At 43.8% G+C, this 15,684-nt stretch carries 17 protein-coding genes; 11 read left to right on the top strand and 6 right to left on the bottom strand.

The genetic code is table 11. From position 1 onward, the window contains the following. The first annotated feature begins 11 nt into the window (after positions 1–11). On the top strand, positions 12–1,214 hold the full coding sequence (metK, locus tag AC0L13_RS12880) for a methionine adenosyltransferase (RefSeq protein WP_473640202.1): 1,203 nt from the start codon (positions 12–14) through the stop codon (positions 1,212–1,214). Between the two features lie 308 nt (positions 1,215–1,522). On the opposite strand, the gene AC0L13_RS12875 is transcribed toward metK, so the two are convergent. Beyond that, positions 1,523–2,035 carry a gamma carbonic anhydrase gene (locus AC0L13_RS12875; RefSeq protein ID WP_473640200.1) on the bottom strand — a complete coding sequence of 171 codons (513 nt, stop codon included), beginning with the start codon at positions 2,033–2,035 and terminating at the stop codon, positions 1,523–1,525. 81 nt (positions 2,036–2,116) lie between these two features. Between AC0L13_RS12875 and AC0L13_RS12870 the strand changes: the two genes are divergently transcribed. From AC0L13_RS12870 to nhaC, 9 genes are all read left to right on the top strand, one after another. Next, positions 2,117–2,905 (top strand): alpha/beta fold hydrolase, encoded by a 789-nt coding sequence (locus tag AC0L13_RS12870; RefSeq protein WP_473640198.1) that lies wholly within the window; start codon positions 2,117–2,119, stop codon positions 2,903–2,905. Positions 2,906–2,924: 19 nt separating this feature from the next. Then, positions 2,925–3,518 carry a histidine phosphatase family protein gene (locus AC0L13_RS12865; RefSeq protein ID WP_473640195.1) on the top strand — a complete coding sequence of 198 codons (594 nt, stop codon included), beginning with the start codon at positions 2,925–2,927 and terminating at the stop codon, positions 3,516–3,518. Between the two features lie 70 nt (positions 3,519–3,588). Beyond that, the gene (gene lepB / locus AC0L13_RS12860; protein WP_473640192.1) at positions 3,589–4,116 is read left to right on the top strand and encodes a signal peptidase I; all 528 of its coding nucleotides are present in this window, start codon (positions 3,589–3,591) and stop codon (positions 4,114–4,116) included. Between the two features lie 63 nt (positions 4,117–4,179). Beyond that, on the top strand, positions 4,180–4,368 hold the full coding sequence (locus tag AC0L13_RS12855) for a hypothetical protein (RefSeq protein ID WP_473640189.1): 189 nt from the start codon (positions 4,180–4,182) through the stop codon (positions 4,366–4,368). 116 nt (positions 4,369–4,484) lie between these two features. Next, the gene (locus AC0L13_RS12850) at positions 4,485–6,635 is read left to right on the top strand and encodes an ATP-dependent helicase (protein ID WP_473640186.1); all 2,151 of its coding nucleotides are present in this window, start codon (positions 4,485–4,487) and stop codon (positions 6,633–6,635) included. Then, positions 6,632–7,009 (top strand): fluoride efflux transporter CrcB, encoded by a 378-nt coding sequence (gene crcB, locus AC0L13_RS12845; RefSeq protein WP_473640184.1) that lies wholly within the window; start codon positions 6,632–6,634, stop codon positions 7,007–7,009. The genes AC0L13_RS12850 and crcB overlap by 4 nt, the downstream gene beginning before the upstream one ends. Next, on the top strand, positions 7,006–7,365 hold the full coding sequence (locus tag AC0L13_RS12840) for a fluoride efflux transporter FluC (protein WP_473640182.1): 360 nt from the start codon (positions 7,006–7,008) through the stop codon (positions 7,363–7,365). The genes crcB and AC0L13_RS12840 overlap by 4 nt, the downstream gene beginning before the upstream one ends. A 73-nt stretch (positions 7,366–7,438) precedes the next feature. After that, positions 7,439–9,505 carry a catalase gene (locus AC0L13_RS12835; RefSeq protein ID WP_473640180.1) on the top strand — a complete coding sequence of 689 codons (2,067 nt, stop codon included), beginning with the start codon at positions 7,439–7,441 and terminating at the stop codon, positions 9,503–9,505. A 561-nt stretch (positions 9,506–10,066) separates the two neighbouring features. Beyond that, positions 10,067–11,446 carry a Na+/H+ antiporter NhaC gene (nhaC, locus tag AC0L13_RS12830; RefSeq protein ID WP_473640178.1) on the top strand — a complete coding sequence of 460 codons (1,380 nt, stop codon included), beginning with the start codon at positions 10,067–10,069 and terminating at the stop codon, positions 11,444–11,446. 39 nt (positions 11,447–11,485) lie between these two features. Here the strand turns inward: nhaC and AC0L13_RS12825 are convergent, their stop codons facing one another. The 3 genes from AC0L13_RS12825 to AC0L13_RS12815 form a co-directional block, all read right to left on the bottom strand. Next, complete coding sequence (locus tag AC0L13_RS12825; protein ID WP_473640176.1) at positions 11,486–12,019, bottom strand: isoprenylcysteine carboxyl methyltransferase family protein; 534 nt, start codon at positions 12,017–12,019, stop codon at positions 11,486–11,488. 10 nt (positions 12,020–12,029) lie between these two features. After that, positions 12,030–13,109 carry a type III polyketide synthase gene (locus AC0L13_RS12820; RefSeq protein WP_473640174.1) on the bottom strand — a complete coding sequence of 360 codons (1,080 nt, stop codon included), beginning with the start codon at positions 13,107–13,109 and terminating at the stop codon, positions 12,030–12,032. A 148-nt stretch (positions 13,110–13,257) separates the two neighbouring features. Further along, on the bottom strand, positions 13,258–13,710 hold the full coding sequence (locus tag AC0L13_RS12815) for a YaiI/YqxD family protein (RefSeq protein WP_473640172.1): 453 nt from the start codon (positions 13,708–13,710) through the stop codon (positions 13,258–13,260). A gap of 149 nt (positions 13,711–13,859) precedes the next feature. On the opposite strand from AC0L13_RS12815, the gene AC0L13_RS12810 reads away from it, so the two are divergent. After that, positions 13,860–14,090 (top strand): hypothetical protein, encoded by a 231-nt coding sequence (locus AC0L13_RS12810; protein ID WP_473640169.1) that lies wholly within the window; start codon positions 13,860–13,862, stop codon positions 14,088–14,090. Positions 14,091–14,257: 167 nt separating this feature from the next. Here the strand turns inward: AC0L13_RS12810 and AC0L13_RS12805 are convergent, their stop codons facing one another. After that, complete coding sequence (locus AC0L13_RS12805) at positions 14,258–15,289, bottom strand: DUF4097 family beta strand repeat-containing protein (RefSeq protein ID WP_473640167.1); 1,032 nt, start codon at positions 15,287–15,289, stop codon at positions 14,258–14,260. Continuing rightward, positions 15,282–15,605 carry a PadR family transcriptional regulator gene (locus AC0L13_RS12800; protein ID WP_473640165.1) on the bottom strand — a complete coding sequence of 108 codons (324 nt, stop codon included), beginning with the start codon at positions 15,603–15,605 and terminating at the stop codon, positions 15,282–15,284. The genes AC0L13_RS12805 and AC0L13_RS12800 overlap by 8 nt, the downstream gene beginning before the upstream one ends. Positions 15,606–15,684 lie beyond the last annotated feature (79 nt).

Genomic DNA, 15,684 nt, shown 5'->3' with positions numbered 1-15,684 from the left:
AGGAAATGACAATGACAAATCGCCGATTGTTCACTTCAGAATCGGTAACTGAAGGCCATCCGGATAAAATGTGCGATCAGATTTCTGACGCCATTTTGGATGCCATCTTAGAGGAAGATCCGAATGCACGTGTAGCCTGTGAAACGACAATTACGACAGGACTCGTTTTGGTCATCGGAGAAATTACGACAACAACTTATGTAGACATACCGAAAGTCGTACGGGACACAGTGAAGGAAATTGGCTATACACGCGCTAAGTTCGGATTCGACTGGGAGACGTCATCCGTATTGACGTCCATCGATGAACAATCTCCTGACATCGCGGCAAGTGTCGATCAGGCCCTTGAAGCACGTGAAGGGACAATGACGGATGAAGAGCTCGAAGCGATCGGAGCAGGAGACCAAGGGCTAATGTTCGGATATGCTTGCAATGAAACACCTGAGCTTATGCCGATGCCGATCAGCTTATCCCATAAGCTTTCACGCAGACTTGCGCAAGTGAGAAAAGATGAAACTCTTGAGTATTTGCGCCCCGATGGAAAAACACAAGTGACAGTAGAGTATGATGAGAACAACCGTCCTGTAAGAATAGATACGATTGTCATTTCGACTCAACATCATCCTGATATTACACTTGAACAAATTCAACAAGACATTAAAGAACATGTCATTTACCCAGTTGTGCCAGCAGAGTTGTTAGATGAAGAAACAAAATACTTCATCAACCCATCTGGCCGTTTCGTCATCGGCGGACCACAAGGGGATGCAGGCTTGACAGGTCGGAAGATCATCGTTGACACATATGGCGGCTACGCGCGTCACGGTGGCGGAGCATTCTCCGGTAAAGATGCGACGAAAGTGGACCGTTCAGCATCATATGCTGCGCGCTACGTAGCGAAAAATATCGTTGCTGCAGGACTTGCAGATCGTTGTGAAGTTCAATTGGCTTATGCAATCGGTGTTGCAAAACCTGTTTCAATTTCAATTGATACGTTCGGAACAGGCAAACTCGAGGAAAGCAAGCTAGCGGAAATCGTGCGCGAACTATTCGATCTACGCCCTGCCGGTATTATTAAAATGCTTGACCTTCGCCGTCCGATTTACAAACAAACAGCGGCATATGGCCATTTTGGACGTACCGATGTGGAACTCCCTTGGGAGCAGACGGACAAAGCGGAAGATTTGATAGTGAAAGCTGGATTGACTCTTTAATATCTATAATGAAATCAGCAGCACTTCATCGGATACTCGATGAGTACTGCTGATTTTTGTTTAGCCAACAGAGTAAGGAATCTAAGAATCATTAATTTCTCAAAGCGACATTGTTTAACAGATGAAGGAACCTAACGAGAGTCATAGCGTTTATAATAGTAATAAAAAGTGAGGATGGGATTCTATAATGGCTATTAGTTTATGGTTGTTCCTATTAGTTGGCTTTGTTGCTTTGATCATAGTTGCAGGCATTATCATATTACTCGTTTCAAATAAATAAAGATGCTGCCCAATTGGACAGCACCCTTTCATTTTTGCATCTCTTTATAAATCCTGCCTTTTTCAACATAGCTGTTCAAAACACGTTTCATCTCCGCTCGATCTTCATCATTCAATTCGCGGACGACTTTTGCAGGGGAGCCGAAAGCCAAACAGCCAGGCGGTATTTTCTTACCGGGCGGGACGAGGCTGCCTGCACCGATGAAAGCTCCTTCGCCGATTTCGGCTCCGTCCAAAATGATTGATCCCATACCGATGAGTGCACCTTTGCGGACAATACAACTATGTAAAAGAGCTTTATGGCCGACCGTAACATCGTCTTCGATGAGCAATGTATTGCCTGGACTCTGATGAAGGCAGCTTAAATCTTGGATGCTCACTCGCTCGCCGATAATCGTCGGGGCGACATCTCCTCGGATGACCGTATTGAACCAAATGGAACTGTTTGCCCCGATCGTCACATCGCCAGTGATCGTTGCATACTCCGCAACGTAGACGGATGGGTCGATTTGTGGTGACTTTCCGTTGTAAGGATAAATCATGAACGTCTCTCCTTTTCTAAAAATCATGTATAATTTATCGTATCATAAAACTTTCATTAACATAAAGGGGAGGTGAGTGCCATGTGGAAATGGGAAGCAGAAGGGCAGCCGAAAGCAGTAATTGCGATTGTCCATAATGCTTACGAACATCATCGGCGCTATGCGTGGCTCATCCAAAAGCTTCGGAACGGAGGATTCCATGTCGTTACAACCGATTTGCCAGGTCATGGTTCTGAAAGCGGGAGAAGGCTCCATGACGAACCATTCGAATCGTATGTGGAACATGTAAGAAAAATGATCGATATTGCACTGCAGGATAATTTGCCATTATTCGTACTGGGACATGGCCTTGGCGCTACACTTGTCATGCATATTCTGCAACGTGAGAAACCGGAATGCGCAGGCTTTATTTTCAGTTCCCCTTGGCTCTCCATAAAACATCAGCCATCCAAGTTCTCAGGAGTGCTGACGAAACTTTCAAGTTCAATGAAATTGAACCATGACATTACAATTGAATTACTGACGCGAAACTATGATATGTACATAGAGTTTCAAAATGATCGGGACTATAGTTCAGCAGTCGTCGCATCTTGGTATCGCGAGTTGCTTGCATTGATGAAATCCGTTACAAGTCATGAAGAAAGCATTTTTGACACACCGGTTCTTATCCATACAGGGGAACAAGATAAGATTACAGATGTTTCATTCGCGAAAAGATGGCTGTTGAGCCAAAATCTTTCCGAATTTCAATACAAGGAATGGAAAAGGCTTTATCATGATCTTTATCAAGAGCCAGAGCGGGAAGAAGTGTATTTGTACATTGAATCATTCATGAACAACGTGCTTCGTTCGCTCGGCTATATTGTTTAAAGTAAAACTGCAAGGGGGAATGGTCGTTTTGACGATTATCGGGTTTGTTAGGCATGGTGTAACAGCGTGGAATAAGGAAGGAAGAGCGCAAGGCAGTTCAGATGTCCCGTTGGATGAAGAAGGGATTGAAATGGCGGAGCGTGTGGCGGATAGATTGTCCAAGGAGCAGTGGGATGTTATTTATACAAGCCATCTACTAAGGGCAAAGAAGACAGCGGAAATTATTGCTGAGAAAATGCCGGGTGTAGAACTTGCGGAAGATGCACGCTTGCGTGAAATTGGCGGCGGTTTGGTAGAAGGGACGACTGAGGCGGAGCGCATCGAGAAGTGGGGGGAAGATTGGAGACAGCTCGACATGGGATTTGAATCACAAGAGTCCATCGTTTCCCGCGGGTTGGAATCAATTGATGCAATCAAAAAGAAGCATGCCGGTAAAAAAGTGTTAGTCGTCAGCCATGGTAGCTTCATTAAGCGGATGTTGAATGAGCTCGTTACTGAAACCGTTTATGAAAAAAGCCTCGATAACACATCAGTGACAATTGTCGAGCTGAACGAAGATAAAAATCTTTGCCGTCTGTTCAATTGCACAGCGCATTTGCAGCAAGTTCTTTGAAAGTGAACCATTCATACGTTAACTAGTTTATACTATATACTATACAAATTGTAAGATCGGGGGCTTCTAAATGAAAAAAGAAACAACTTCTGAAATCTTTTCATGGATTAAAGCGATCGCCGTTGCTTGCGTGCTCGTGTTTGTCATTAGACACTTTCTATTCTCACCAGTCATCGTTTCCGGTCAATCCATGGAACCGACATTCGAATCGGAAAACCGAGTCATCATTTCAAAAATCCATAAACTTGATCATTTCGATCTGGTAGTTTTCCATGCGCCTGGATCGACAGAAGATTATATTAAACGAGTGATCGGTTTGCCGGGGGATACAGTTGTCATGAAAGATGACAGGCTTTTCATTAACGGGAAAGAGTATGAAGAGGACTATATCCAAGCAAATAAGGAACAACTATTCAAAGATCAAAAGTTGACGGAGGACTTTGAAGTTACAGTGCCTGAAGGACAGCTTTTCGTGTTGGGCGATAATCGGAGGAACAGTACGGATAGCCGAGCAATCGGTTGTATCGATGAAGACTCAGTCGTTGGAAAGGTTGGTTTCAGGTTTTATCCTCTCAATTCAATCGGTGTCCCTAAATAACTGGGATTAACTCTCCTTTAAAAGGGTATTCCTATACAGACTACCGAAGAAGGAGCGATTGAATTGTCTAAAGAACATAAAAACAAAGAGAGCAACAACAATAAAGATAATACGAACAGGGCCCAACTGGCGGGAACCGAGTATACCGACGAACAGCGGCATACGAACGAAGTCGCCTCCACTGCGTATCAAGGCAGCAAGAAGAAAAAAGTGGACATTCAAAACGATAGGCTTGAGTCAGGCGGCTTTTAATCGACAACCTCTGCGTAAATTGCAGAGGTTGTTTCTTTTTCATGGACGTAAAGTCTACAAAATGCGCGTTCGTATGGTAAATTAAGAACATCGTAAGAAGAAGGAGCACCAATGCAATGACTGATTTTTTTATAAGGAAAAAGAATGAACTACATATACAATTGAACGATGTTCAGAAAAACGCTGTTAAGCAAACGGAAGGTCCGTTGTTGTTATTAGCATGTCCCGGATCGGGGAAAACGACAACAATGATTATGCGGATCGGCTATTTGATCGAGGAGAAGAATGCGAATCCGAAACGCATAAAAGCAATCACATTCAGTCGAGCATCAGCGCGCGATATGACAGAACGTTTCAAACGTTTTTTCCCACAGCATCCTCCAGTCGATTTTTCGACGATTCATAGCCTCGCATTTACAATTACCCGCACCTATTTGCAAAAGACAGGAGTTACATTTGAATTGATCGAAGGCGGTGGGAATCAGAAACAACCTCTTACTAAAATGTCGTTGCTGAAACGGCTCTATAAAGAAACTCTTCGGGAAGACGGCACAGAAGATGAATTGACATCGCTGTCGACATTTATCAGTTTTCTGAAAAACAGGATGATCCATTTCAACGAATGGGAACAAGTTCAAGCTCCGTTCGACAAGGCAGGTACCATTGCGCTTGGCTATGAACAAATCAAATCGAAAACGCAAGGGCATCTTCTGCTCGATTTTGATGACATGCTGTCCATTGCAGAACAGGCATTACGAGTCGATGAACAACTTGCTGAGTTATTCCGCTCCCGGTATGACTATGTATTGACAGACGAAAGCCAGGACACTTCTCTTGTTCAGCATCGGATTGTCGAGCATCTCGTTGCGCATCATGGTAATCTATGTGTCGTAGCGGATGATGATCAATCAATTTATACGTGGCGCGGAGCTGATCCTGCCTATTTACTGAACTTCAAGCAAGTGTACCCAGATGCAAAGTTGCTTAGAATGGAGCAGAATTACCGTTCATCAAAAGAAATCGTAGATACCGCAGCTAAATTCATTACACGAAATAAGCAAAGGTATAGGAAAGAGATGCGGACGGACAATGAAGAAGCGGGACCGATTGTCATGAAGCAATTCGAAGACCCGAAACGGCTTTTGGAATATGTTACCTACGAATTATTGGATGAGCAAAACTTGGAGGAAGTGGCTGTTTTATTTAGAAATAACGCTTCCTCTACAATGTATGTCAACGAACTCCATCGAAGGGGAATCCCTTTCTACATGAAAGACGCAGATGATAAATTCTTTTCCCATTGGGTTGTAGAAGATATTTTGAATTTCATGCGGCTCAGCTTCAACGTAGAAAGGAAAGACGTTTTCGCAAAAATCGTCATGAAAATGAATCTATTCATCTCACGAGATATGTTATCCCGGTTCATGAATAAAGTGACATCCGGAAATGTATTTGAGGCGTTCATCCAATCTGTTCAGTTGAAAGGCAGCCAAATCGAAAAATTGGATGCTTGCATTGAAGTTTATAAAAAAATTCCCGATATGCGGCCTGCACAAGTAATCCGGATGATCAGATATGAACTTGAATATGAGGAAGCTTTGAAAAGTCGGGCGGCAAAATTCGGCTATCGAATCGATCAGCTTCTTGGCATTCTTGATACGCTTGAAGGAATCGCGTCTCAAGTGCGTACAATGGTTGATTTTGCAAATCGCTTGAAGGAATTGGAACAGGCGGTGCAGCAGGCGAAATTCAATCCACCCGCAAATGCATTGACGTTATCGACTTTTCATAGCGCCAAAGGATTGGAATTTAGGCGTGTGTTCATGATCGATTTGGTAAAAGGAATCATACCATCCGAAGAAGACGAAACTGACCCGATGTTGCTTGAGGAAGCAAGACGATTATTTTATGTCGGAATGACAAGGGCAAAAGAACGATTGGAGTTGCTGTCCTATCGAGAGGCGAACGGGAAGTCCAAAGAGGATTCAAGATTTTTGAATGAAGTTCGGGGGATTTTAACGAAGCCGGAAAAGAAAAACACCGAAAAGTTGCAGAAGGCTGATTTGTCGACATTGCCGGATCCTGATGGCATAGACAACAGAACAGAATTATCCGTCGGTATGCACGTCTTACACCGTGTATTTGGAAGAGGAGTCATCAATGGAATCGGTGAAGAGGATATACGGATTCAATTCGGACAGACTGAAAAGCAACTGTTGCTTGAAGCGATTTTATCACGTCGTCTATTGAAGAAGGTGGATCAATGAAACAAGCTCTTTATATCGGTTTTGCTGGTGCAATCGGAGCAATTTGCCGGGTAGGGATAGGAAGGTTGTTTATAGATGCATCAGATTTTCCGATGTCGACATTAACTGTCAACTTGATCGGAACATTTATCCTTTGTCTTCTCAGTGCAGGCGTTATTCAAAGGTTCACGGCTGATAAACAGATTCAAACGGCGGTGACAACAGGATTCATCGGTTCGTTTACTACGTTTTCCGCCTTCAGCATGGAAACGGTGAGCCTTATGCAAGATGGGCAAGTGATGCTAGCTATACTTTATGTTGCGGTTAGTGTTATCGGGGGGCTTGCCATAGGTCTATTCGGCTTTATGATTGGCCGCAGCATGGTGAAAGCATGACGGTAGTTGAAGCAGTAGTTATTGGAGTAGGAGGATTTGTCGGAGCCATCCTCAGATTTTTCATTTCCTCAAAGATGAATAAAGAGGAAGGGGTTCCGGTCGGGACGCTGATCGTCAATTTGACTGGCTCTTTCCTAATCGGTGTTATATTCGGCTTGGAGTTGCCGTTGCTTTGGACAGTCTTTATGGCATCTGGCTTGATGGGTGCCCTTACGACTTTTTCTACGCTGATAAAGGAGCTAATTCAGTTATGGAAGGGAGATCAACGCGAAAAATCGATTTTCTATAGTGTTCTGACTCTCGGATTAGGAGCCCTTTCGGCATATATTGGATTTAACATCGGCCAATTATGGTAATTTGCTGTTTGTTTGGAGAATCTCTTGACGGGAATAGAGTAGGAGACTACTGAAACCGAATGGAGGAAATGAAATGGATAGAAACCATTCCGTAGATGCTAACAGCAAAAATGAACAATTGGAGCATTATCGCTCACTCGACAAAGGGAAGAAATTGACGACGAATCAAGGACTGAAAATTTCAGAGGATGAACATTCATTAAAAGCAGGTTATCGGGGTCCGACTCTCATGGAAGACTTCCATTTCCGTGAGAAGATGACTCATTTCGACCATGAACGAATTCCAGAGCGGGTCGTCCATGCTCGGGGATATGCAGCACATGGCGAATTTGAATTATATGAGTCGATGAAAAAATATACGAAAGCCGCATTCTTACAGGAAGCAGGCTCGAAGACTCCCGTTTTCACACGGTTCTCGACAGTTGCAGGAAACCGCGGTTCAGGTGAGACAGTACGGGATGTCCGTGGATTCGCTGTGAAGTTTTATACGGAGGAAGGTAATTATGACCTAGTCGGTAATAATATCCCCGTGTTTTTCATTCAGGATGCGATAAAATTTCCGGACCTTATTCATGCGGTGAAGCCTGAGCCGCATAATGAAATGCCGCAAGCTGCTTCTGCGCACGACACATTTTGGGATTTTGTTGCAAACAATCAGGAATCGGCACACATGATCATGTGGCATATGTCCGACCGAACGATTCCGAGAAGCTTTAGGATGATGGAAGGCTTCGGAGTGCATACGTTCCGTTTCGTTAATGAAAAGGGAATTGCGCATTTTGTGAAGTTCCACTGGAAGCCGAAACTCGGTGTGCATTCATTAGTTTGGGATGAAGCCCAAAAGATCAACGGTAAAGATCCCGACTTCCATCGGAGGGACTTATGGGAAGCGATTGAAAGAGGAGATTTCGTCGAGTTTGAATTGGGCGTTCAGCTTATCGAAGAGAAAGATGAATTCATGTTCGACTTCGATATTTTAGATCCGACGAAGATATGGCCAGAAGAGCAAGTGCCCGTCAAAATTATCGGTAAGATGACATTGAACCGGAATGTCGACAATGTGTTCGCGGAAACCGAGCAAGTCGCGTTTCATCCGGGCAATGTCGTGCCGGGCATCGACTTCACGAACGACCCATTATTGCAAGGGCGCCTGTTCTCGTATACAGATACGCAGTTGATCAGATTGGGAGGACCGAACTTCCACGAACTCCCGATCAATCGTCCGGTCTGTCCATTCCATAATAACCAACGGGATGGATACGGCAGGCAGACGATCAATGTCGGCCAAGTGAGCTACCATAAGAATTCATTGGCGGACAATACCCCTTCCGTTTCAACCGAAGAGGAAGGCGGTTATGCACACTATCAAGAAAAAGTCGAAGGCCGAAAAATTCAAGCACGCAGTGAATCATTCACGGACCATTTTTCACAGGCGAAGCTTTTCTGGAACAGTATGTCGATTCCTGAGAAAAAACATATCGTAGATGCCTTCAGTTTTGAAGTCGGCAAGGTGAAGAGCATGAGCGTCAGACAGCAAGTCGTTGATATGTTTGCCAATGTGGATGTCGGGTTGGCAACGGCGGTAGCTGAAGCTGTTGGAGTTGAATTTCCGAAAGATGTCGAAGAATCGCCTGTCACAGAATCTTCGCCTGCTTTAAGCCAACTGACAACAGCTATGCTTCCAGACACGCGCAAAGTGGCAATCTTGATCGGAAGCGGATTCGATGGAGATGAAGTGGAAACGTTAGTTTCTTCGTGCTTAAATGCGGGGATGAGCGTAGACCTTGTTGGAGATAGATTCGGTGTCCGTTATGGTGAAAATGATTTGGCGGTTGAAATCGATGAAACGTTTTTGACTGTCCATCCGACGTTATATGATGCAATTTATGTAGTTGGCGGAGAGGCAGACAATATGAAGAAATTCACAATGGATATTGTCGATTTCATCAATGAGTCGTATAAACATTACAAAACGATTGGCATCGCGTCTACCGGAAAAGTATTTTTTGAGGCGTCTGACGCAGAAGCGGGGCCTGGCATCATTATGAACGAGGGCAACGGCGGATTCGCCGACAACTTTATTAATGCTGTTGCGGCACATCGCCATTGGAACCGGAAAGTATACGGCTGGGAAGAATAGGATTATTAAGTTGCCATACCTGTTTATGCGACGGGTATGGCAATTTATCGTGTTGAATTTGAAATTCGGACCGATGGACTGTTGACTTATCGGGCAGGGCTGGTAATATACTAACATGATCAATCAACGTTGAATTTGATAAATAACGGAGAGTCGACATAGTAATCCTGTTGTGGGCAGCAAACAGAGACTGAATGGATAGTGCAAATTCAGGCAGCATCAGGCATGAAGTACACCGACGGGTTTCTCCGATTGAAATGAAGTGGACGCAGGCTCACCTGTCGTCAACTAGGGTGGTATCGCGGAGAACTCCTTCGTCCCTTGTCAAAGGGATAGAAGGGGTTTTTTTCGTCTAGACTTCGGGTGGCAGAACTGCCTTAATTTCTGCAAAAACTGCAGAAATACGGCAAGTCGAACCCTTCGCAGTTCGATTTGCTTGGGACATAAGCCAGCTCTGCTGCACGGCAAAGAGCGCCGTTTCGCAAATCTGTCTTATGCCTGTCGCAGTTAACCGCCACCCTCCGCTTTTGAACAGTTTATGATAAATAGGAGGAGTTTTTTATGTTTCAAATAAAAGCGATCCATTCGCCGTCATTTTGGGAGTCAATCTGGCTTGTTTTCGGCATTGTGGCGATGATCAGCGTTAGTATAATAAAATTCGAGGCAGTACCCCATTTGCCGATTCTATTTTCGATTCTTTTATTAATTGGATATGGTCTTCTGAAAAGGATTCCTTTCAAAAAACTTGAAAAAGGGTTAGTCGAAGGGGCAGGGGCAGGCATGGGTGCAGTCTTCCTCTTTTTCTTCATCGGCATTCTTATTAGCAGCTGGATGATGAGCGGGACGATTCCTTCGTTAATTTACGCAGGGTTTCATTTAATAACCCCTACATTCTTTTTTGCGATTGTCTTCGCTGTCACGGCTATTGTCGGCGTCTCGATTGGAAGCTCACTTACGACAGTTGCAACGGTCGGTGTAGCGTTCATTGGGATGGCTAGTGTGCTTGGGCTTTCATTGCCAATTGCTGCGGGTGCTATTGTTTCGGGGGCGTTCTTTGGGGATAAAATGTCGCCGTTGTCCGATACGACGAATCTTGCGTCTTCTATTGTAGGAGTTGATCTTTTCGAGCATATCCGCAATATGGGTTGGACGACGATTCCTGCATTCATTATCTCATTGGTTTTATTTGGCATCTTGTCTCCATCCGTTACGACAGGGGAGTTCGACAAGATTGCGCTTTTTCAAGAAACATTGCTGGAAACAGGGATGATCCATTGGTATACGGTCATTCCGCTTGTTGCTTTATTTGTATTAACGATTGCGAAGGTGCCAGCTTTTCTTACGTTGGCAATCAGCTCTGCAGTGGCGGTCGTTATTTCATACTTTCATCAAAGCTATGAGTTTTCGCAAGTGCTCGGCATATTGTTTAGTGGATACGTTTCCGCGACGGGTGTGGCGGATGTAGATGCATTGCTGACACGTGGCGGAATGGAGAGTATGATGTTCACAGTCGCTTTAGTGTTATTGGCGCTTAGTATGGGAGGATTGTTGTTTACGTTAGGGATTGTCCAAAGTTTGTTGGCGCAGATTGAAATGCTTTTAAAAAGAGTATCTTCTGTTATTACAGCTTCGGCTATGACCGCGATCGGCATTAACGTTTTAATCGGTGAACAATATTTATCGATTTTATTAACAGGGCAGGCGTTTCAAACACAATACGAGAAAGTTGGACTTGCGAATAAAAACTTGAGTCGCGTTATGGAAGATGCAGGAACCGTTGTAAATCCGCTCGTTCCATGGAGTGTATGCGGTATTTTCATTTCGAAAGTGTTGGGCGTTTCAACATTCGACTATATGTTTTTCGCCTTCTTCTGTCTGCTATCGCCGATTTTGACGATTCTTTTTGGGTATATGGGGAAGACATTAACACGTACGACTTAAAAAAGTGAAACACCGGGGAGACTGCTTCCCGGTGTTTTGTCATTTATACAACTGAAATTCTTCTGTATAATTCGTCGCTTTCCGAAGTGCTTGTTCCTCTGCAGGAATGCGGACAGACATCATCCAAGTATTAAGGAGCGAAAAGATGAAAGCTGTAATCAAAGCATTAAATAATAGAGGGAGGACGAGCAATTCTGTTGCTACGATAATGTAATTCGGATGACGGAGCCATTTGTAAGGCCCTTTCCGGACGACTCGTGCATTCGGGAGGACAATGATTTTTGTGTTCCAATACTTACCTAACGAAGTGAGGCACCAAATCCGCAAAATTTGAGCAGCTAAAAAGATCCCTAACCAAATTGGCCATAAAGACGAAAGTTGGCGATGGAGGAATACAACTTCCGAAATGAGCACAATAAAAAAGAAGACATGCATAGCGACCATATATGGATAATGGGATGCGCCTGCTTCAAAAGCACCTTCGCTTTTCATCCATTTTTCATTTCGTTTTGCGATAAATAGTTCAATAAGCCGCTGCAAAATGATGATTGTAAGAACGATACCTATTACCATTTTTGACACCTCAATCCCATTTCAACAATAGCAATTCACCGCAAAAACCTGGACCAAGCGCTGCCATCAAACCATAATCGCCCGCAGACGGACCGGATTCCATGAATTGCTTTAATACATATAACACTGTCGGGGAAGACATATTCCCGTGATTCCGCAGCACATCTCTCGAAATATCGGTTTTTGAACTGTCAAATCCTAACGAATCTTCATACGCGGTCAATACTTTTTTGCCCCCAGGATGCGCAACGAAATGAGTAATGTCGTCTTTTTGAAGATTATAAGAGCCGAGGAATTCATGCACGAACGGTCCGAGCCAATTAGTGATGATCGATGGAATGCTTTTAGAGAAAATGACGTATAGCCCATTGTTTTGAATATCCCATCCCATGACATCCTCGGAGTCAGGCATCCATTTTGACGTTGTGCCGATGATGGTAGGGACAGGGATGTTGACGGTAAGTTCGGATTGATCACCTGATATAAGTGCACAAGCGACACCGTCGGAAAACAACGATACCCCAACAAGATTGCTTTTCGAATAATCGTCTTTTTGGAACGTCAAGCTGCAAAGTTCGATGGAGAGCACTAGCACATTTGCCTTCGGGAATGCTTTGCAATATTCGAAAGCTCGGCTCACGCCGGCAGCCCCTCCTGCACAGCCTAGCCCCCATATTGGAATCCGTTTTACGTCATCACGGAAAGGAAGCCTGTTCATAATGCGGGCTTCTATACTTGGCGTGGCGATGCCAGTGCTTGAAATGAAGAAAATGGCATCGATTTCTGAAGGGGAGACTTCATTAGTCAACGTACTAGATTGTTGCAGGCAGGCTAGTACAGCTTGCACGCCTAAATCGATGGCATGCTTGATGTATAAGTCATTTCGCTCTTTAAAATCATGTGCTTGACCATACCACTCAAGTGGCATGCAAACATCCCGCTTTTCAATATCACCGTTTTGAAAGACGTTCAAAAGACGTTCAATATCTTTGAATTTCCGGCTGAAAAGCGAGCGGGTCAATGCAACTGCTTCTGCTTGCTTCACCTCATGAGGGGGCAATACGGTGCTGACGGAAAGAATTTTTGGCATGGAAATACCTCCGATATGTTTATCATTCTGTTACCTTAGCAGTCAGATACTAAACATCGTTGAGAGTTGGATGAAAAATGGTAGAAGGGATTACAGTAGTTTATGAATGAGTAGAATCGAATATGAAAGCCCGACAAAAGAGCGGGCTTCAATCGGTTGGAGATAGGAGTAATTTGCATAGCTCTCGAAATTTCTCTTTAAATCTTTCATTGCTTTCCTTTGATCGCTTTTTCGGACCGCGTAGGCGTCCTCCCGCCATTCTGATTTTCTGTGCGGTATGTCTTGCGAATAAAAGCTGGTCGATGTTTTCATTCGTATACAGTCTACCGTTCTGATCGATCGGGTGGCCTTGCTTCGCCAACACCATGGCCGCTAATCCATAATCTTGGGTGACGACGATATCACCTTTTTGAACTTTATTAACGAGAACAAAATCGACAGCATCTGCACCTTTGGAAACGATAATCGTCTCCGCACCTTCCCGATGCATTTCATGAGCTGTATCGCAAATAAGTGTACAAGGCAGTTTGAATTGCTGTGCAATCGAAATCGTTTCATTGACGACCGGACAGCCATCTGCATCCACAAAAACCATAACCATGGAAAGACCTCTTTTCAATTGAAGTATGAAAGCGAATTTCTATAATCATACTATACATGGATTGATGCCTCACTATATCATATTCAATCGTTTTCATTTCATTCAAGAAGGGTAAGTAAATATAAAAATGTGAAGAGGAGCGGGTTTGAATGAAAATGGAAGAAGAAGCAAGGATGACGATAAAGGAGTCTGAAAGTTATGGACGTGCGATTAACGCTAGGAATGCAGCGGTTGAAAGGAATCAAGTTTACGAAGAGGAACAAATCATCCCAGCTGATCAACTTCCACCGCCATTGAGCGAAGAGGAGATTAAAAAACGGGTTGGTGCCGAGAACTTTAAAAACAATGATAGTGATTATCAGAACTCTATAAACAGTTAAAGAGGGCGAAGTTTCGCCCTCTTTACTTTTGGAACAGTTATCTATCGAATGTGAGTAGTTATCTATTGAATCACTAAAGTTATCTATCGAATATGAAAAGTTATCTATTGGATAGCAGGAGTTATCTATTGAATCCGTTCATTTATCACCAAAAAGGGACTAAGGAATCATCTCACCGTTATTCTTCCATTATCCGATTTCAGCCGGATTTGATGCAATTCTGCTCCGAAGCGGCTGCGTGAATTCCGCTCACCGTAAACGTCAATTCGTCCGTGTCCAGTTTTCGCCAAGATCGTCGCGTTGGATGCTTTCTGTGTCGTCGTAATTTCAATGCTTCCATTATCCGTTTGGAAATCAATGTTGCGATCCAAATGTTCCCCGGCAAGGACGATTCGGCCATTGTCCGTAATTGCCGTCAGTTCGCCTTCAACTTCGTCGAACTCAATGCGGCCATTATCCGATTCTGCATAGATTGAATCAGCTTCGATATTTCTTAGCGTCAACCGGCCATTATCAGTTTTTGCCTTCAGGCGGTCCGACTGCACTTTCGAAATTTCAATCCTGCCGTTATCCGTCTCTGCTTCAAGAGAAGTTGCTGCAAGTTCAGCCAATTCGATACGTCCGTTATCAGTGCGGCACTCGATTTGTTTCCCAATCAATTTTTCGGCGTTGATCCGTCCATTATCCGATTTCATGGAAATGGATTGATACAATTTCTTTGGAATAAACACGTTCAATGCCACACCTTTCGTATTGAAATTGAACAAGAATAACCAATGTGCTTTGTTTTTCAGTTTGATTCTTAGAGTATCTCCGAGAACTTCAGCGGTTAACTCCAGTTTTTCTCTTGCTCCCGTCAACTCGACTCTCGTTTCAGTCGTATCCGAAGGGAAAACGGTGAGCGCTCCATGCTGTACGTCGATATCCACTTTTGTAAAACTATTATCTTGTATTGTAATCACTTCACTTGTCGGGCTCACACTCATCTCGGCTGTCTCATTGAATGGGTACGCTTCCAATAGTTCAGCCGCAATTTTCGCAGGTGAACCAAGAGAAGCTGCAATTTCTTCTTCCGCTTTCCCATCCTCGCGACCATCCGAGAAATATTCGCGGATATCTTGGAGAATATCGTTTCTTTCATCAGTAGGCAAACGTTTCAAAGCACTTTCAAGCTCGTTGATAAATTGGTTTTCAGTCATGGCGAACGCCCTCCTCGATCAATGTATTAACCCCATCCGTAAAACTGCGCCATTCATCCAATTGTTCATGCAAATACTCCCGACCGGCATCCGTTAATTTGTAATATTTACGGGGAGGCCCTTCCGTCGATTCCTGAAGGTATGTCGTGAAATAGCCTTCTTTCGTCAGGCGGCGGAGCAGCGGATAGACAGATCCTTCAGAAATGGAAATCTGGTCGGATATTTTCTGTACCAACTCATAGCCGTATCGATCCTGTTTATCTAAAAGTACGAGGACACATAGATTCAATACGCCTTTTTTAAATTGGATATTCATGGATCATTCTCCTTTCCAGTACTATTTATTGAACACTACTGACTTATAAAATATACTGATTAGGAACAATATAACATAT

It is taken from the genome of Sporosarcina sp. QA0331 (assembly GCF_055808055.1).
This window is presented reverse-complemented; position numbering and strand designations above follow the sequence as displayed.